Source organism: Paenibacillus sp. FSL R7-0048 (genome assembly GCF_038004505.1).
Lineage (GTDB): Bacteria > Bacillota > Bacilli > Paenibacillales > Paenibacillaceae > Paenibacillus_AQ > Paenibacillus_AQ odorifer.
This window is the reverse complement of sequence record NZ_JBBORF010000001.1, coordinates 1,824,966-1,845,507: the sequence shown is the minus strand read 5'-3', so window position 1 is coordinate 1,845,507 and position 20,542 is coordinate 1,824,966. Positions and strand designations below refer to the sequence as shown.

Here is a 20,542-nt window from a genome sequence, read left to right as displayed (position 1 = left end):
GGTAACACCACCTTAAGCCTTCGGCGTAATCTCCAGCACAGTTACTGACATTGGAGGCAGTTCAACATTAAGAAGATCGCCCTCCAGAGTGAAGGCAGTGAAGGCTTGCGGCACTACCGCCTCCGGTTGGCTGAAGGTATTGTGAGCATCAATTTTATCACCGGCAAGTGTTGTGCCTGTCACTTCAACCTTCTTCCCGGAAAGACCACGAAGCTCAAGTGGAACAGCAGCAGAAGCAGCATGGTTCAAGTTGCAAAGACTGACATGGATGATTCCAGAAGCAGTTACGGAAGCCGAAGCAGATACTTCAGGAATCTCACGGCCTTCAAAGCTGTAAGTGCCACTTTCCAGTGCTAAATCCAGCAACTCCGCATCCTGATGGACTTTAAACATATTAAATACATGATACGTTGGGGTCAGCACCATCTTTTCCCCTTCGGTCAATATAACTGCCTGAAGTACGTTAATCGTCTGCGCAATATTTGCCATCCGTACCCGGTCACTATGTTTATGGAAAATATTCAAGGTCACGCCTGCTACAAGAGCATCCCGAATTGAATTTTGTTGATACAGGAATCCTGGATTCGTCCCCGGCTCTACATCATACCAAGTTCCCCACTCATCTACGATAAGACCTACTCTTTTATCCGGATCATATTTATCCATAATAACGCCATGTCTGGTGATCAGCTCATCCATGCGAAGGGCTTTCTCTAATGTACTAAACCATTCACTCGTTTCAAAGCCTGTAGCTGCACCTTTATTCTCCCATGCTGGACCAGGAATTGTATAATAATGCAGGGTAATCGAGTCCATAAAGCGTGTTGCCTCACGCATCAGAACCTCCATCCAGTGATAATCATCCACGTTAGGACCACAAGCAATCCGGTGAATACGATTGTCCCCGTAATTTCGTACATACGTCTGATATTGGCGATAAAGATCTGCATAATATTCTGGACGCATATTCCCGCCGCAGCCCCAGTTCTCATTCCCCACGCCAAAATAAGTCACAGCCCAAGGCTCTTGATGACCATTCTGCTGGCGAAGCTCGGACATTGGAGATACGCCTCCAAAGGTTAAATACTCCACCCATTCGGACATCTCTTGAACGGTACCACTGCCCACATTACCGTTAATGTAAGGCTCACATTCCAGCATCTCACATAATTCCATGAATTCATGCGTACCAAAATGGTTGTTCTCAACCGTTCCGCCCCAGTGAGTGTTAATCATACGTTTACGACCTTCACGGGCTCCGATACCATCTTTCCAGTGATATTCATCCGCGAAACAGCCGCCTGGCCAGCGTAGTACAGGAATTTTAATTTCCTTAAGCGCTTTCACGACATCATTACGAATACCGTTGGTGTTAGGAATAGTTGAATCTTCTCCAACCCAAATCCCTTCATAAATGCAACGGCCAAGATGCTCAGAAAAATGTCCGTAAATATTTCTGTTAATCGTCCCTTTGCGAATGTCAGTATTAAGGATCGCACGTTCTGCCATGGTTAAATACCGCCTCTCAACGTTTATATTTTTATTAACTAATTAATAATTATATAAACATTATAAGACGCTGCTTAGGTATCCGTCAATCTCCAATATGAACAAAAGCTATTCTTTATCAATAGGTTTCTTTATCCCGTCTTCATAATAGTCAAAAATCAGCTGCTGCTGCGTTCCTCTTACCCCGTAAAACACATCAGAAATTTGTTTTCCCTTACGCCTTAACTCGTTCTCCAGCCACTCTTGGGTCAGGCCATTATCCTTAAGATTATCTGCAAGCACTATTCCATCCATAATCAATTCAACGGGAAAGCTCTGAGGAACGGACAACAGCTTTAGATCTTTTCGGGTAACATATTGGTACTCTTGTTTCTTTAATACAGACACCATTCCGTTATCTTCCAGCACAGCGTATTCTACTACCTCTAGATTAAAAATTTCCTTTTCTCTCAAGGCCTGATCCAAAGAATCCAACGAATACCTTACCTTTTTCATATTTTGCTCAAGAATTTTCCCATCCTCAATAAGTACAGTGGGTGAACCTGAAATCCAGCTTCTCATTTTACGACTTTTTAAAGCGATGATAGATAGTAAAAAAGATGTAACGGTAACGACTATAAGCGCCAGGATCATGTAGGAAGAATGCAGCTGTTTATTAAACGCCAAGTTCGCGGCTATTGAGCCCAATATAATACCCGTCACGAAATCGTGGAAGGTCAAGTTAGATAACGTTTGTTTTCCCAATATTTTGGCGATCAGCAAAAGCATGATCATAGCAACAAAGGCCCTAAGCACAATGTCCATATACACCTGCATCTCTAATGCTCCCTTCCTATTCAATCCTCCATTATTCACAAACCGAGTAGAAATGAAACCTCAACGAAAGCTCTGCCCATCCAAACCTGCCGATTTCTCTAAACGCCAAAAGGGCTCTGGAATGGTTCTACTGAACCTTCCCAAAGCCCTGGCTTCAAATTCTTACTTTTCAATCTTAATTGCTAAAAGATTGTATAGAACCATTGCACTCTCAGCTCGAGTTGCTGAGCCTCCCGGAGCGAATCGCTGGTCACTTCGACCCTGAATAAGTCCAAGGGCTTGGGCAGCAATGATCGATTCACGGGCCCATGAGGCAGCCGCACGCAAGTCACCGAATTGGATTACAGGCTTCGGTTCCACCTTTTTCCCGCTGACATATTCGTAGGCTCGCATCACCATGACCGCCATCTCTTGGCGGGAAATAGGGGCTTCTGGAGAGAAGCGAGTCTCACTCACTCCATGGACTATCCCCGCCTCTACAGCCTGCGCCACTTCCTCCGCATACCACTCATCCGCAGATACATCCGCAAATGCTGTAGATGATTTCCCTTCAAGTCCTAGCAAGCGGATCAGCATAGCTGTAAATTCTGCACGGGTCAGAGAGCGGTTCGGCTCGAAATTCCGAAGTCCGACTCCTTGAATCAGATGTTTGGCCGTTAGCTCTTGTACAACCGCCGCCGCCCAATGTCCAGAAGGAACATCGTCATACGATTTGTTGTATTCCAGCACGGCATATGTGCCTAAGTGTTCGGTGCGCAGAGCCACCTTGCCCTTCAGCCAGGAACCGCCCGCATACTCTATATTTCCGGAATCCGGAAAATAATAGCCGCCGAGCAAATTCCTTTTGGCCTCAGGGTAGGCGTTAAGCTCTAATGTAACGGGCTCAACAAATTGGGGAAGTATGCTTCTTGTACCGTCACCAGCAACAATATACAGGTTAAAGAGAAGGAACTCTCCTGCCTGGTTTAGCACTGCACCAGATTTCTTCTCTGCGCTAGCTAGTATTCTCTGCGCCGCTTCCCCATTCACCTCAGAAGCCTCCAGAAAGATCTGGCTGCCGGCCAATTGCTCCGCAGGAATCAAACCCCGCAATTGTTGAAGCACCGCTGCCGGAAGGGTCAGATTAAAGTTAGAAGCCTCTACCCGAAGCGGCTTCTGTTTGAGCATGTCTGCTGCCATCCCCGGCAATACTAGCATTCTCAATTTACCCTCGTAGACAATGGCTTCCGAAAGATCGTTCAACGAAGCTGCGTTTAGTTGCAGCCGCCCCGCCGTTACCTCCGGTACGGAAGGCACTTGTGGTTGCGGACTCGGAACAGTTGAAGTAGTCTCTTCCGCTTGTAGAATCTGAAGCCTCAGACTGCTCTGCCGTCCTCCGTAACTTGCAGTAATCACAGTCATGCCCGGATCAAGTGCTTGCAGCTGCCCCGTTGCCGTTACTGTGGCTACCTTCCTGTTACTGCTCTCGTAGATCACACCCTCGGTTACCGTAAGGTGGCTATCATCACTATATACCGCCGTTGTGACCACCTTACCGCTCTGCCCTATTTCCAAGGATGTCGGACCGCTTAACGAAATAGAGACGAGCTCCGGCAGTTGTCCATACACCTTTAATAAATAGGAAGCGGTCATGTTGTCATATACGGATGAAATAACCGAAACGCCCGGTCCTTTAGCTTCAATATGGCCATCTTTGCCTATACTTGCGACGTTAGGATCGCTGCTCTCATAGACTATACCTTCGGTTACTATATAACGGCTGCCATCGCTGTACACTACCGAAGTAACCGCCGTTCCGTTCTCCCCGACAGCCAGGCTTTCCGGGCCGCTAATTGCCGTTGAGACTCTTTCTGTAGGCTCCATGACTGTCACCTGAAGCTGTCGGAAAGGCTCTACATTTCCAGCCTTATCCACCGAACGATAATCGATCCCGAAGGTTCCGGGGTTCTCGATATATACGCTCTGAGTAACCGTACTCCATGAACCACCATTGAGCCGGTATTCTGTCCGCTTGACTCCCCAGCCGACAGCTCCCCCATTGGATTGGTCGGTGACATCAAAAGTGATATTGACTTTGCCCTTATATGCGCCCCCTTCTCCTGTTTCTCCAAGTATGGTAGCCTTCGTGACTGGAGGTGTTGTATCTTTCGGCAAAATTTCCAGATACGCGGCATATTTGCCATTCTCATTCTTACGGCTTCTTATGTCTGTGGCGAGATTATAGCCTACCTGCCTAAGAGCCAGACTTATCACCGGATCGGAAGGGAACTCCGTGCCAACCCATGAGGTAATATCGAACTGCCGCCACTGCTCCGGTCCGGAAAAAGTCTGCAGCGCAGCTTGAGTACCGATTTTTGGAGCATTATTGTAATTTAGCGTTGCCTCCGTCCAATCATCATCTTGGACTCCAAATACACCGATATCGGACAAAGTGCCTGCCCCGTCATTTGTCTTTCCGAACACATTCAGCTTCACAGAACCGACTTCACCGAGAAATGGACTCAGATCGAATTTTAGATAAACCCTTCTGTCTGTGTCCCCGCTGCCATTTCTGATCTGCAAGTAATTGACCGAACTATAATTGACTGCAGCTTTCGATCCTCCATTGACATACGCATCTTCAGAAACATACAGCTTCGTTATTGCCGCTTCGTCTGGTTCCGAATCGGAAGGCTCAGAAGGTTCGGCATTCGGATCAATTCTGAACTTGACAACATGGCTTTTTCCTTTGGACCCGCTGGTATGAATTGCGAGTTCAATCCTCGGCGAGGTCTGCAGTACCGTTACGGTTGGATCTTTCATCAGCTCTTCCAGCGCGATTCTGCCGACATCCACATTCACCACAGATTGAGACTGTGTCGGATCCGAAATGGCTATCGTCAGTTCATCTCCAGACTCCTTGATAATAATGGAGGCTGGATGATTGGCGCGCACGGATTCGATCATTCCCGGTACCCAGAAGTTCATAGCCGTAAGTCCCAGCTTCTGTTCCTTGACGGCTTGCACACTATCCGTGTTGGCTATAATTTCGATGTCAGGACTACTACTGTAGCGCGCTGTCGCCGTTTCATCCTGATTCGGCAGAAGCACATACGAATACGATTGATTCACCGGATTCGTTCCCTGAGCAATCGACAGGCTGGCATAATTTCTCGTAATCGGCTCCGTTGATCCCCCTTGATTAATATCCTTCCATGCGCCAGTCCGAGACTCACGCAGACCGTCTATCGTTGGGGCATCAGGGAAATAATAACCGATTCCCGAGCCGGGAACATTGCCTTCCAGATGTGCCCAATGCACCTGATTCATTGACTCAGACCAACCCAGCGCGGATGGCTTGGCCTCTCCGTTGACCGTAAGTACATTGTCTCCGCTCGCCTTGAGCTTACGGTTATCTACGATGGTCTCCACCTTGCGGTTATCCGTGCTTGTAATGCCTGCCCCAAGTGCTACGATTTCATCATCGAACATGAACCAGGACTTTTTACCGGACAATGTGCTGTTATCCGGATCCAGATCCATGCCGGCCGCTCCATAAAGCCCGTCTATGGATGATCCTCCCACCCATGTTTTAGATGTAGTCTTGGCTGCACCGCGACTCGCCCCATCCGATGTAACCCCAGGCAGACGATAAGCGTTCACGGTCGGCCAGAATGCATCTGCATATTGATCCAGATCCTGATTATACAGATAGGTCATGCCTTCGCCTGTATACCAGCCCTTCAGATTCTCTGTGCCCGCTTCATAGTTGGCAATTCGGGCCGAAGACATGCTGATCCCAAAGGCATATCCAGGCCGATGGTGGACAATCCGGTCCATAGCCGAAAACTGCTTATGCACAGTAAGGTCTCCTGATGGCTGCACCTCTGGATCGTCCATAAGCGTCTGGAGCAGAACAATATCGGCTACTCTTAGACCGTCGTAATAACTTTCTACTACCGTATCGGCTTCGAACCAATACTTCACCATCGATTTAAATCGAGCCGCTTGCTCCGGTGGCGCGGAAGAAGCCAGCCGCAAAATATGCGACCAAGGCACGAGCTGCCGGTTTCCCCGGGCTATCGATCTACCGAACACCATATCCATCATTAATTTTCTGTAGACAAGAGGTTCATAAGAATCCGTTACCCAGTTGTATAAATTCTTCATATTGTTATCAGTCAGCGGCCAAGAGGACCCTGTCAGCAAAGTCATCATTTTCATCATATCGCCAAGCAATACAGCCCCATAACTGCCGGTATAAGCAATATTATTATGCTGGATAAAGGAGCCGTCCTCATAAAATCCGTCTCCGCGGGTCACATAGGGTAATACTTGGCTAACCGCATCCCGCCCTTGTTTGATCTTCGCACTGTCACGATTATGAATGCCCCTCAAGACCACTGCCAGTGCTTTATCCAGCCGATTCGCGCCGGTTTCCATCAACGAGGGTTGATTGGTCCGTTTGGTTGGGTCCGGGCAGAATTTATCAATGGCTTTGGTATATTTGGTAATCTGATCGGCTGACAAATACTCGAACATTAAGGCCATCGTATCTCCCAATGCAAGCGGAATGCCGATCTCCCATTCGAACCAATTGCCTTTCTCCAGTTTAGTTTCGTTATACCAATTCGCGTATAAGAAATCTAAACCATCCAGAATATCTGATTTCAACTGCATATTCTCGTACAATGGTGAGCCGGATGTCGAAAAGGCAATAGCCATATCCTTCAACCGGTTATAAGAGGCTGCCGTATCAAAAGCATCCGCTGTGCTGCCCGGCTTATCGCTCCATAAATAAGTACGGTTCATTTGCTTGTTCATCGTATCCCAGAATCCAGTTCGCTCCTGATTACTGATCTTATCGGATAAAGTCTTTATAGACTTGGCAATGTCCGGGTTATTCGGGTCGAAGGATTGCCCTCCGGTCAAATACTCCACCCATCTTCCACGAAGCTCGTCATATTCGTCTTTTGGAGTCTCTCCTTCAGTAATATTAAATTTCAATACATGCGTTGCTCCTATAGAATTCTTCACATCCACCGTTATAACTGTATTTCCCGAAGCTTGCACTACATCCGTCTTGCTATCTTTGCTGAGCAGTGTCAACCCCGGTATATCCAGTTCCAGGGACAATAGGTTTTGCGACTGAGTAGGATCAGACACCGAAACGACAAGCTCCTGATCGATCTGCCGAATCATCACGGAAGCTGGATTGAGTGCCTTGATGGAATCTACTGTTCCTGGATTCCAGAAATTAGCGGCGGTTATGCCCAGCTTCTTCTCTCTGACCGCATGCACATCCTCTGTATTGCGCAGCACTTCGATATCCGGGTTGCCACTGTAATCCTCAGTACCTGAAATGTCACGATTAGGCAACAGAACATAGGAGTATGAGCCATTCGTAGGCGTATCTCCATGCTCAACTGCCAGGCTTAAATAGTTGCGTGTAATGGGAACATCGGATTGAGTGGCATTAATCTCTTTCCAACTGCCGGTTCTGGCTTCACGTTGCGCCAGTATACTTGGAGCTTCAGGGAAATAGTAGCCCACGTCGGCACCTGGCACATTACCCTCCAGATGGGCCCATTGAACGTTCTTTAACGTCGCTGACCATCCGGACTGTGACGGTTCTACAGCTCCGTTGATTAGAAGTTTGTTGTTTCCCACTTCGTTAAGCATCCGGTTATCGATAATCGTCTCAACAGACTGCGGGCCGGCAGTTGATTTAGAAATTCCCGAACCAAGCGCCACAATCTCATCATCGAACATAAACCAGGATTTCTTGCCTTGCAAATCGCTACCGGTCACTTGGGAGAGTGAGAAATCCATACCTGCTGCACCGTATAGGCCTTCCAGCGACGATCCACCCACCCAGGTTTTCGGATTCATGTAACTTTTCCATTCCACAGGCACCATCCCCTGCCCCGATCCATCCGTTGTCGTGCCAGACAAGCGGTAGGAATTGACGGTAGGCCAGAAGTCATTCCGGTATTGGGTCAGATCCTGATTGTATAAATAGGTCATCCCAATCCCCGTATACCATCCTTTCAGGTTCACGTTGTTCCCTTTCTCAAACGCCGAGATACGATTCGAGAACAGACTCAAGCCGAAGCCGTAACCTTCGCGTAGATGAACCACCCGGTCCATGCCGGCGAATACCTGATTCTTAATGAGAGCTCCTCTTGGATTGATCTTTCCGTCATTCATCAGCTTTTTCACAATCGTTATATCGGCAAGCGACAACCCTTCATAATAATTGCCGGATGTCATATTCGCTGAAATCCATTCCTTCGCCGCTTGCTTTATGGATACTGCAATATTCTCCGGAGCAGTTTCAGCCATCCGCAGCAAGGTGACAATCAACCCTCTTGCGCTGCCGCTTCCTTTTCTAGATATACCTCTGCCATTTACCGAATCCATAAATTGACCGTTGTAGATCACCGGCTCGTAAGTCTGAGCCACCCATTCGTAAATATTCAGAACATTCGGGTCCGTTATTGGCCATGGAGAATCGGTCAGCAGATAAGACATGTCCGCCGTCCCTTTGAGCCAGACCGAACCATATCCTCCCGTATAGGCAATATTATTATGCTGAACGAGGGAACCATCCTTATACACACCGTCACCATGGGTCGTGTACACATACTCGGAGCCAATGGAATCACGGCCCTGAATGATCTTTGCACTGTTGTTGCCAATCACACCTCTTACCGTGACCACAAGTGCTTTATCTAGTAGATTTGCTCCCGTCATCTTCGTGCCTTTAACGCCAAGCACCGACCCTACTTTGGGGTCTGGACAGAAGGCATCAATAGCCGCAAGATACTGATTGATTTGCTGCGGTGTTAGATGGTCATACATGAGCACCATAAGATCATTCACAATCTGCGGCGTGCCAATCTCCCAGTCCCACCAGTTCCCATAAGCGCTTTTGCTCGGATTATAGCGGTTTGTATACATCCAATTGATTGCGCTTACAATATCATTCGCCAAAACGCTGTTGCCGTAAAGCTCCGATCCCTCCACAGAATAGGCCAATGCCATAGTCTTCAAGCGATTGTAAGCGCTTGTAATAAACTGCGAATCTGTAGTGCTCGCGGTATCACTCCACAAAGAGGTGCGGCCGGAGGATTTATCCATACTCTCCCAAAGTACAGCAGCCGATGCAGCCTGAGCGCTAATACTAGCAGCTATATCAGGATCACTCCCATCGTATTGACCACCACTTAATCGGTCGTACCATTTCAGCCTCAGTTTATTGTAGGCCTGTATCGTGTCGGGAGCTTCGACAGTAACCAGACATTCAGCTGCAAGGCTACCATCCGGTGTGGCGATCTTGATGGTCGAAGAACTGATCCCCGTACCCATTACATTACCAAGTGCGTCCACAGTCGCAGCTTCTGGATTGCTCGAAGTCCACACTACCGTTTTATCCACCGCCGTTATAGGGGATAAAGTCGGCAGAAGTGCAACCGTGTCCCCTTTGACCATAGAAAAGGCCGTACGGTCTAGCACAATTCCTGTAAGACCCGCATATTCCTCCAATGCGATATCATCTATCCATAGCTTTCCTTTTCCAGTCTCCAAAAAAGGCTCGATGACTAGCTTCGTCGCGTTAGCCGGCATAGTTAGAAGTACTTGCTGCATACTCCAGTCCTGTGTGCCTGTTATTTTGGGAGAGGAAGGTCCATCTCCCACTTTGGCAGTATTGTAATACTGTGTTCTAAAGTAGGCTCCCTGTCCAGTGACGTTGTCCGTCTTTAGCCAGACTTTAAGCCTGTAGGATTTACCGGGGATAACCGAAGTTACCCCCTGATTGATGGAAATCCTGCTTGTGGCAAAGGCATCGAACAGCATGGACCGGGTTCCTTCATGCGCAGTGCCAGCGTCTATCTTGATATTCGCTGTTTTATTCGTGCCTTTCCCGCTACCTGTAGGGACCCATAAGCTCCAGCCCACCGGAGCAGCGTCTGTAACCCCTGTCCAGGTTGAGTCAAGGGCTGTCGTTGTATTCTCAAAGCTTCCGTTAAGCATAAGATTTGATGCAGCCGCAGATGCCCTGCTATGCGAGGGATAAAGAACTCCCCCACAGGAAGAAAAAAGATCAACAATGAGAACTAATACTAAAAATAGACTTGGTTTACGCATTTGTTCACCCCAATCTTAGAATTGGTTAAAGCTAAAGGCATCTACAAGTTATCATCCTGCACAAAATTCAACACGGCGTCATCGACGGCCGAAGTTCTTCCCAGATCAGGAAGGTTCACAAGCTCAATCTCGCAAGTCTCCGCACAACCATGCAGCTCCAAAAGAACCAGCTCATTGCTCCCCTTGCGCAAGAGTGGACCAGGGATATATAGCGCCCGCTGCGGTCCAACGTTCCAGTAACGGCCCAGATTAAATCCGTTAATCCAGGCGACCCCTTTATTCCATCCATCGAATCGTAGAAAGGTATCGCCAATCTCCTCCGCCTCGAAGCTGCCCCGGTAGAATCCGGGCAGACCCGAAAGGGTCGCAGCTTGCTGCTTCTCCACCGGGTGCTTCTTGTACGCTAGTGAAGCCAGCTGTTCCTGTTCCAACGGCAAAGTACGAATCGTCCAGTTATATTGCAGCTGGTTATCAATCCGAACCCCGTCCAGAATCCCTTTCGGATCGCGAATGAGCGGCCCGTAATTGATTCGTCCCATGTTCTCGACGAGGATATCCAGCTGTGCTCCCCCAGCGGGGATGGAAAGTTCCAGTGGCAGCGGATTCCAGCGCTCAATCACCCCAAGCACCTGTCCATCCAGGAAGACCTGCGCCCGATCGCGCACGCCCTCGATGTAAAGCTTCTGTCTAGAGCGCGGCCCTTTCACATAAGTGCTGTACAATATAAAACCATAGGATTGTCCGAGCTTCTCCATCGGCTGTACACACACGCTGTTCACCGTCTCTGATAACTTCTCCAGATTGGAAGCCGTGAATAGTTCCGCTCTTTCCGTCAAAGCGACTTTCCCGTAAGAAATCTTCGGAATCGGCTCAGGGAATGGACAAGTCGGGGCAAATCCATGGTTGCTGAGTACCGACCGGACAGCTTCAAATTTCGCCGTCGTATCTCCCCATTCCGTGAGCGGGGCATCATAGTCATAGCTTGTAGTCGTCGGCTCGTAGGTGACGATATGATTCGCACCATTATAGAAACCAAAATTAGTTCCACCATGGAACATGTACATATTAAATGAGGAGCCCTGGGTCAGGATCTCATCCAGAACACCTGCTACATCCCCGGCATCGCGTACATGATGATCCTCCATCCAGTGATCAAACCAGCCGTTCCAGTATTCCATCACCATAAGCGGCTCTTCAGAGCGGTATTCCCGATATTTGCGGAAGGATTCCTCTGTACTGGAGCCGAAATTGACTGTCGCATGCACATCCTCCAGTGTTCCGCCGAGCAACATCTCATCGGTTGGCCCGTCGGAAGTAAAGAGCAGCACATCGATCCCTCTGCTGACCAGTCCATCACGCATATAGCCCAGGTAGCCACTGTCATTACCATAGCTGCCATATTCATTTTCTACCTGAACGGCCAGAATTGGTCCGCCATGTGTGGAGAGCAGCGGAACCAGCAGAGGAATTAGCTCATCGTAATAACGGTCTACCTTGCTTAAATAAAGAGGGTCACAGCAGCGAAGCTGGAGTTCCCCGTAAGCTAGCAACCAGCCCGGCAGGCCTCCGAACTCCCACTCCGCACAGATGAATGGACTCGGTCTGACAATAACATGAAGCCCAAGCTCCCCAGCCAGCTCGATAAAAGATACCACATCGGCCATGCCATCAAATACGAACTCCCCTTCTTTAGGTTCATGTATATTCCAGGCGATGTAGGTCTCCACGGTATTGAATCCGCAGGCTTTCAATTTCAGCAGCCGGTCTTTCCAATATTCAGGCACAACCCGAAAATAATGAATGGCTCCCGATACGATACGATAAGGCTGTCCGTCCAGCAAATAGTGTCCGTCGTTCCAGGTGAGCAGGCTCATTATCGACAACCTCCTTTATTAATATTTATTCTAACGATTCCCCGCAGTGGTAGACGGCAAGCCGTCTGATCTTGGGGCTTACGGCAGCTTCTGACACCCGTAAGCGGATTTTCTCTGCGACAACCGGAGGGAAGGCATCGATTTTCTTATGGCCAATCGAACTGCCACGCTTCAACTCCAGCCACGCTCCGTTGCTGTACGCTTCCAGCATATATCCTTCTACTCTTTCGCCGTAAGCGATATCCTCCATAATCTCGACATGATCAATCACAGTAGCTGCTGGCAATTCCAGTTCAACAATATCTCCAGTACCTGCGGTTACCGCCAGAGCCTTGTCAAATCTGCGTCTTATCTCCTTGCCGAATTCCAGCAGCCGCTGCACATCAGCCTCCGGAAACAGCCCGCGTTTGTCAGGGGCTACATTGAGCAGCAAAGTTGCCCCATGTCCAACCGAACGATAATAAATATCCATTAGCTGCTCCAGAGACAGCAGCAGATGCTCCTCCTCAGGATGCCAGAACCAGCGGTCTTTACGGATGGGCACATCGCATTCCGCAGGCACCCAGCTCGGCGTTCCGGGAAGCCAGTTCAATGAAGCTTCACTGAACATGCTACCCCGCGCAGAATTCGCAGTGTTCCAGCATGGATAAGGAGCAACGCCATCCTCATTGCCAACCCAGCGGATCGTTGGTGCCCCCATATTAAACACCATGGCGCCTGGCTGATGGCGCTTGATCAGATCCATAATCCGCTGCCAATCGTAATTGCGGCCCTCCGACCCTGCGCCGTCGAACCAAATTTCCGTAAGCGGACCATAGCCCGTAAGCAATTCCTGCAATTGCAGGGCATAGAAATCATCGTACGCTTGCGGATCTGCATAACAGGGCTCATGTCTGTCCCACGGAGACAAATAAATGCCGAAGCCAACTCCAAGTTCACGGCAAGCCTCCGCGCATTCCTTGACGACATCGCCTCGCCCTTCTTTCCATGGGCTAGAAGCCACAGAATAAGTACTTGTCGCAGTCGGCCACAAGCAGAAGCCATCATGATGTTTAGCTGTCAGTATAAAATAACGGAATCCAGCTTCTTTGGCTGTACTAACCCATTGGTGGGCATCCAAATGAAGCGGATTGAAGACCGCAGGTGAATCATTGCCTTCTCCCCACTCCTGATCGCAAAACGTATTGATGCCAAAATGGCAAAACATCCCCAGCTCCAGGTCCTGCCACTCCAGCTGTTCCCTAGAAGGCAGCGCCAATTTCTCTTCCGGCTTGTTCTGTGAAAATCTGCTTTCCATCATTGCTACACTCTCCCATATGTTTGTGTAGACCCAATATATAAATAAGGCTTTGGAAAGCCAGTTGATGACCTTCCAAAGCCTCGTCCACAACTTGTGATACTTGCTTATTCCCTGTTTATTTGATGACACCTTTTTCGTTGATAATTTTTGTTGCTTCATCAACCATCCATTGCTGCACCTTATCAATCGATTCATTTCCAAGCATAAATCTGCTGAAGCCGTCATCGATTATTTTGGTCAATTCGGACGTTGCCGTCGTCATCACCTGCGCACCATCAAGGAACTGGATTGCACTGTCAAAGAGTGTATATTTGAGTGAATCCATATCATACATATCCTCTTTGCCAGCTACCAGTTTGGTCAGCAAGGCTTCATTATCCGCTTTTTTATAACCGGAGAATTCCAGTCTGTTATCACTAACAGCCGTTGACATAAATCTCATCAGTTGGAAAGACGCCTCTTTGTTCTTCGAAGTAGCGCCCATCGCCAGCATATTGCCGCTGGTGAAGTATTTGCCCTCGTATTCTTTCGGTTCCGATCCTGCCGGAGGCACCGGTACCGGAGCAAAAGCTGTCTTGAAATCATGCGGATACTGCTCTGTATTGCCCGGATCAGCGATCGTCCAGTTACCAGCCAGAATCATAGCGGCTTCTTCATTAAAGAATTCCGTGCGGTAATTGAGCTTAGCCGCTAAAGCGTCTGCATAAGTTTTCGCAGATTTATCAGCAGACTCCATATCTTTGCGCAGCTGGAAGAAGTATTTATAGGTTGGATCCGCGAAAATGGTCGTCCCGTCATCATACACGAATGGATCTTTCATCATCGTTTGGGCCGGTGCGTTCATATACAACTCCCAGGTGTGGAAGTATGTGCCGTAACGTTTGTCTACGCCTTCACCTTTGGTCAGTTTTTTGGCATAGTCGCGATAGTCATCCCATGTCCAGCCAAAAGTAGGTACAGGCAGCCCAGCTTCATCCAGTGCATCTTTGTTCAGCATTACATAGTTGCTGCTCTTGGTATATTGCATCCCATAATAGTTGCTGTCTACCTTAGCATTCACATAATATTCATCCTCAGGAACGAGGTTATCCTTCTCATAGAATTCGTTCAGCGGGGCAAGCGCTCCCCGGGTCGCCCGTTCAAGTACGCCTCCAAGGCTTGGTACCTGAACAACGTCAATCGCTTCGCCGGATGAAATCAGGAAGTCGAGTTTCTTCAGCATCTCCACAGAATCACCGGGAACGAGTGTCACATGCTCTACCTTGATATTTGGGTTCTGATCCATAAATTCCTGCAGCATGGCATCCGTGCCTGCTGATTGGGCTTCATTGTCCCAGTTGTAATATTTGATGGCGACTTGCTTGTCCACCTTGGTGTTCCCGGCATTCGTACTGGCTTCAGCACCGCCATTCTTCTCTGAATTTCCGGAATTTCCACAGGCGCTTAACGTTAAGGAAACCGCCAGCATGGAGCCTAGTACAACGGATAATCTTTTTTTGCCCTTTGTTTTCATTTTACTTCCCCCCGCACTGAAATTTAAGTATAGTGCCTTGTTCATTTCTTATTATAGGCACCCGCTGTACAAGCCAAGTGCACAATTTTGCTGTAGTAGGATCACATTTTTGACTTTTACCCTCTTTTGCATACCCGCAAGTCAGCCCTTTACGCCCCCCAAGGAGATTCCGTTAATGACTTGCTTTTGCAGGGCAATGAACACGATGACCAATGGGATGATCGCCGAAACGGCTGCCGTCATCATAATCGCATAGTTGTTCGAATAATCATCCCGGAACAGTGTCATACCGAGTGGGATAGTGTACAGATTCTTGTTTAGCAAGAAGATCAGCGGATTCTGGTAGTCATTCCAGGTCCAGATAAATTTAATGATCGCCACGGTAGCGAGCACCGGCTTGCAGAGCGGAACAATGATAGACCAGAATATCCGCAAATGGCCTGCACCATCAATTCGCGCCGCTTCAATATATTCGTCGCTGATACCAATCATAAATTGCCGCAGCAAGAACGTGAAGTAGATGGAGAACATACTCATTAATACGATAGCAGCATGAGTATCATAGAGGCCGAACCAACGAATCAGCAGAAAACGCGGAATCAGCGTGGCCTGGTCAGGAATAATCATGAATGACAGCAGCGCCAGAAAGACCATATTCCGTCCTTTAAACTTGATTTTGGTCAAGGCATACGCCGACATAGATGAAATGATCAGTGTGATGCAGGTTGTAATAATCGCAACTTTAAAGGAGTTTAAATAGAAATGGGAGAAAGGTACCCGTCCCATCCAAACCATCTTGAAATTATACGCTACATTGATCTTCTCGGGAATCCATTGGATCGGGAAGCGCATTACATCTTTTTCATATTTGAAGGCTGCGGAAATCATCCAGATCAGCGGGATAAGAAATACAATGGACAAAGCCCCCATGATGCAGGTAGTGATCACTCTGGACATATTTTTTCTAATCAGTTGCATGTTAATCTCCCCCCTTTATTCTTCATTTCATTTTCCAAGTGGCTGCGGTAATCAAGCCGATGACAGCGAATAGCAGCCAGGAAATTGCAGAAGCGTAGCCCATGTTGTAGTATTTGAACCCTTCCTCATAGATCCTGAACACAAGCACGGTAGAAGAATTATTCGGGCCGCCTTCGGTCAAAAAGGCGATGATGTCGAACACCTTAAACGAGCCAATCAGCATGGTAATAAGCAGGAAAAATGTGGTCGGACGCAGCATCGGAACTGTGATGGCAAAGAATTTTTTCAACGCGCTGGCGCCATCTATTTCGGCGGCTTCGTAGATTTCATCGGAAATATTCGTCAAGCCAGCCATATAGATAATTATGGTGTAGCCAAGACTCGCCCAAGAACTGATAATAGCAATGGATAACAGTGAGGTCTTTGGATCAACTAGCCATTTCGGAGGGCTGGAAATTCCAAACTCCATCAGCAACTGATTGATCGGTCCAAGAGACGGATGGAACAATGCACTCCATACGGCAGCTATCGCAATAATCGAAGAAATATAAGGAATAAAGAAAGCCACTTTAAAATAATTTTTGAGGAACACACTGTTTTGAATCAATGCCGCGAGCACCAGCGCAATCGCAATCGGTATCGGCACGGTCATAATCATATAAAAAGCATTGTTCTTCAAAGCTTGAATGATACTCGGATCATGGAACATTTTGATATAGTTATCCAATCCGATGAACTCGATTCCTTTGACTCCCGACAATAGATCCCATTTCGAGAAGCTCAAATAAAGTGAGAATCCAAGCGCAAATACATTAAGAAAAAGCATCCCGACAATTTCCGGTGCCAAAAACAGCCACCCGGTTAAAGCCTCTTTCCGTTGCGGAGTCCAGAATTTCCGCTTCTCTTGCAGAATTTTTGGCACAGGTTGTTTTGCAGCCTCCACGTTGTATCACCTCGACAATTTGATTTGTCATTATAGTAATACATCCGCCTTCCGCAAGAAGGAGTGATTATGACCCGGAATGTGCAAGATTTTGACCTTTGTCCGCCGACAACAAAAAACCGCCCTAAAGGGGCGGCGCGTCTGTTCATATCATTAACAATTGTGCTTCTCAGCGTACCGAATGTTTGGATTTATATTCGCTTGGCGTTGTTCCTACATATTTTTTGAACACCTTTGAAAAATAGGTTCTGTCCGAATATCCCAGGCCGACGGCCAGCGACTCCAGGTTCTGGCTGGAGATTTTCAGCATTTTGGTAGCGACCTTCATCTTGTGCTGATGCACATAGTCCGTAAAGGTCAGGCCAGTCATGCGCTTGAAATAACGCGAAAAATAGCTTGGATCCAGAAACAGATAACGTGCCATATCAATTGAAGTGATATTATCGCCTAGATGCTGGTCGATATACTGCTGGATAAGCTGCAGCTTGGGCTCCTGCGGAGAAGTTCCTGCCACCTGCTGCTTGCTGCCTGTAATCTGTACAAGCTTTCTCTCCACCAGTTCCATCGTATCTTCAAGTGTGCGGGTCTGCACGAGATAGACGAACAGATCCTCATCGAACATCAGGCTCGTAAACATTAACTCGATGCCGCGGAGCATAAAGGATAAATCCCGGGCGAAATCGCCAGGATGAATAGACATTGCTTTTGCAGTCCTAGCGATTTCCTGTAGAGTGCCACGGATGGCTTCAAGGTCTTTTTTAATCACGGCCCGTTCCATCTGCGGGATATAGCTGTCCAGAAATCCTTGGGGAGCAGGCTGGAAACGTGGAGAAGCGATTTGCAAAGTATCCAGAACCGTGTAATCCGCACTTGCATAGAACTCGCATTTGTCCTGAACAATCTGCCGATGGATCTGGCCAATCGTCTGTAGCTCCATTTTCTCTGTGACGGCAATAATGCCCGGTTGAATCTTAAGAAGATGGGAGCATTCAGAACACAGCCGCTGTAAATAATCGTGAAAATGAAGACTGGCATTCTGCGCCAGATTCACACGGTAATTATATAAAATCACAATATTCTTTTGCTCCAAGAAAGGCGTAACCCCTTCACACGTTTCGGACAATTCCAAGGCTATATTGTAAATAGCATATAGAATAAGTGGATACTCACTCTGCTTGTATCGCTTGTCGAAACTGGAAAAATGAATACTGACCGTGCCCAGCATAAACCACGGATACGTCCAGGATATGCCGATTTGCGCCGCATAGGCCAGTGTGGTTTCAGGCGGAGCACCGCCAATCACCCTTTGCAGCAGGTTCTGCCGGAAGAGCTGGCTGTTGTAGCCTGTCTCCCCATGGCTGATCAACCCGATCTTCGACTTAAGCAAGTGTACGGACTTGGCAAGGCTTTTCTCCAGTTGCTCTTCTGTAAGCTGGTCCTTGATTAAATAATCATCCACTTTCAGCTTTACCGCTTGCTGAGCATAATGGAAATCCTCATGACAGGTCAGGAAAATAATTCTGACCTCCGGCTTCATGCGGGTGAAGCAATCGGCTAGCTCAATCCCGTTCTTTTGCGGCAAACCAATATCCGTGATCACAATGTCAGGCTGCACTTCCTCAAACATTAATAACGCCTTGGCACTGGAATAGGTGCTGCCGACAATCTGCAAGCTATGTGCCTCCCAGTCAATCATCTGCTGAAGCACTTTGAGCATAGGAACATCATCGTCTATGAGCATCACTTTATACATCAATATCCCTCTCTCTCTGACAGATTAACCTGATGATTGCCTTGCGGCAAATACAGAGAAACGGACACCCCACCCTGCGGCAGATTATGCAGCGACAAGCGGGTATCCTGACCATAGGTCAGCCTCAGCCTTTGAACCACGTTCATTAACCCGACCCTTTGATAAGCTTCATCCTGTTCATCGTCCTTATACAGTAACCTGCGGTTCAGGCCCGCCAGAACTTCAGCCCCTGCACCGCAGCCATTATCTTCAACTTCAATCATGATCCCATCAGGGACCGTTCGCGAGCGAACGACAATACGCGGTGCCGGGTGGTCAACCAATCCGTGGACGATTGCATTTTCTACAAGGGGCTGCAAAATTAGCTTAGGGACAATGAGCTTCTCTGTATCCTTTTCCAGATCGACCTCCAGTTCAAGAGGGATTTCGTTACGGATCTTCATAATATCGATATAATGACCAAGCAGTTTGCATTCTTCCTGCAAGGTAGCCGGTTCATTGACCTTCAAATAAGCCCGGAGCAGACTCATTAATGAATCGATGATCCCGCTATGCAGCTTATCTTTGGCCAAAATAAGGCTACATTTAATCGAATTCAACGTATTGATCAAAAAATGGGGGCGAATCTGCATAAACAGCGCCTCCAGCTCCATCACCCGCTTCTGTTCCTGCTCCAGCTCGATGTCGTGAATCAGTCCTTGCAGCTGGTCCAGCATAGTATTCAACGTCTGCCCCAGCTCAGCGATTTCATCCTTGCCCTTGACCTCCAGCCTGACATCAAGATTCCCCATCCCGAACTGGCGCACAACGCGCTGCAGCTTCATGATCGGACTATGCAATCTTTTGGCAATCAGCATGGAGGTAGCCGAAAAGACAATAAATAAGAGGAGTACCAAGCCAATGCCACTATAAAACGTCCGCGAGATCTGGCCCGACCATTCTTTCTCCGAAGCTTCATAGATCAGCTGCCAATTGGATTTGTCGATAGCTCTGGCTGTACGAACGCTTCCTCTCGCTTCCTTGCCTTCTGGAGCCAATTCTGAGTTCCCAGCGATCAAGCCTCCTCCAGAATCAAATAATGCAACCTTGCCAAATTCGACGGGTCCGAGCAATTTATTGAAATAGGATTCAGGAATTGAGATAAGCAGCACGGACACCTGCCGTTTCTCCCGGCTGTCATAGATTACTCTGGCAATATAATAGCTGCTGCTTTTACCGGAACCGCTGTCAGCCATCCCAAGCCATTGCAAGATCTCCGGTTCGTGGATATTGACACGGCTCATCAGCTTGTCCAGGTTAGCATTGATTACAGATAAATTCTCCGTCCCAGAGGAGATCACAAAGTGTTTCCGGTTGACCAAATACATGCGAATATTATTATTCAACGGCTTAGAGTTAATGAGCGAAAACACATCTTGAATTTGCGTAAAATGTACGTAATCCTGATAGCTATTTAGCCGCTCAGTATCCGCAAATGACTTCAGATTAGCGCGGAAATTGGTATCGTTTACAATAAAATGGGAAGCGAACGTCACATCATCAATAGTTTTGTTTAGTTCGTCAATCATAACGTTCAGGAAGTTATCGTTGCTGAGCTGCAGCTTCTCTACCATCGTATCCCGGATGAGCACGAAGGAGATGATCGATACTGCAATCAGCGGGATAAAAATCAGCAAAAGAAATGAAACCTGGATACGTCTATAGTAAGTGAATTTGAACATGTTTT

The 20,542-nt window shown here is 47.9% G+C and carries 10 protein-coding genes; all 10 read right to left on the bottom strand.

All coding sequences use genetic code 11. The annotated features are described in order from the left end of the window. Positions 1 to 12 precede the first annotated feature (12 nt). Complete coding sequence (locus NSQ91_RS07905) at positions 13 to 1,509, bottom strand: alpha-N-arabinofuranosidase (RefSeq protein WP_076104908.1); 1,497 nt, start codon at positions 1,507 to 1,509, stop codon at positions 13 to 15. Between the two features lie 108 nt (positions 1,510 to 1,617). Beyond that, positions 1,618 to 2,325 (bottom strand): DUF421 domain-containing protein, encoded by a 708-nt coding sequence (locus tag NSQ91_RS07900; RefSeq protein ID WP_076184726.1) that lies wholly within the window; start codon positions 2,323 to 2,325, stop codon positions 1,618 to 1,620. Between the two features lie 162 nt (positions 2,326 to 2,487). Next, positions 2,488 to 10,455 (bottom strand): polysaccharide lyase family 8 super-sandwich domain-containing protein, encoded by a 7,968-nt coding sequence (locus tag NSQ91_RS07895; protein WP_340917264.1) that lies wholly within the window; start codon positions 10,453 to 10,455, stop codon positions 2,488 to 2,490. Positions 10,456 to 10,496: 41 nt separating this feature from the next. Beyond that, entirely contained in the window at positions 10,497 to 12,329 is a 1,833-nt protein-coding gene (locus NSQ91_RS07890; RefSeq protein ID WP_076279770.1) for a glycoside hydrolase family 35 protein, read from the bottom strand. A 25-nt stretch (positions 12,330 to 12,354) separates the two neighbouring features. Further along, positions 12,355 to 13,629, bottom strand: coding sequence for an alpha-L-fucosidase (locus tag NSQ91_RS07885; RefSeq protein WP_256716473.1), 1,275 nt, complete (start codon positions 13,627 to 13,629; stop codon positions 12,355 to 12,357). 115 nt (positions 13,630 to 13,744) lie between these two features. After that, positions 13,745 to 15,142 carry an ABC transporter substrate-binding protein gene (locus NSQ91_RS07880; protein WP_076303812.1) on the bottom strand — a complete coding sequence of 466 codons (1,398 nt, stop codon included), beginning with the start codon at positions 15,140 to 15,142 and terminating at the stop codon, positions 13,745 to 13,747. A gap of 141 nt (positions 15,143 to 15,283) precedes the next feature. After that, positions 15,284 to 16,120 carry a carbohydrate ABC transporter permease gene (locus NSQ91_RS07875; protein ID WP_036675652.1) on the bottom strand — a complete coding sequence of 279 codons (837 nt, stop codon included), beginning with the start codon at positions 16,118 to 16,120 and terminating at the stop codon, positions 15,284 to 15,286. A gap of 22 nt (positions 16,121 to 16,142) precedes the next feature. Then, positions 16,143 to 17,063: a carbohydrate ABC transporter permease gene (locus NSQ91_RS07870; protein ID WP_076303811.1), complete on the bottom strand. Its 921-nt coding sequence runs from the start codon at positions 17,061 to 17,063 to the stop codon at positions 16,143 to 16,145. Between the two features lie 169 nt (positions 17,064 to 17,232). Continuing rightward, positions 17,233 to 18,816 carry a response regulator transcription factor gene (locus NSQ91_RS07865; RefSeq protein ID WP_076303810.1) on the bottom strand — a complete coding sequence of 528 codons (1,584 nt, stop codon included), beginning with the start codon at positions 18,814 to 18,816 and terminating at the stop codon, positions 17,233 to 17,235. Continuing rightward, positions 18,816 to 20,537, bottom strand: a complete 1,722-nt coding sequence (locus NSQ91_RS07860) for a sensor histidine kinase (RefSeq protein ID WP_340917257.1) — start codon at positions 20,535 to 20,537, stop codon at positions 18,816 to 18,818. The genes NSQ91_RS07865 and NSQ91_RS07860 overlap by 1 nt, the downstream gene beginning before the upstream one ends. Positions 20,538 to 20,542 lie beyond the last annotated feature (5 nt).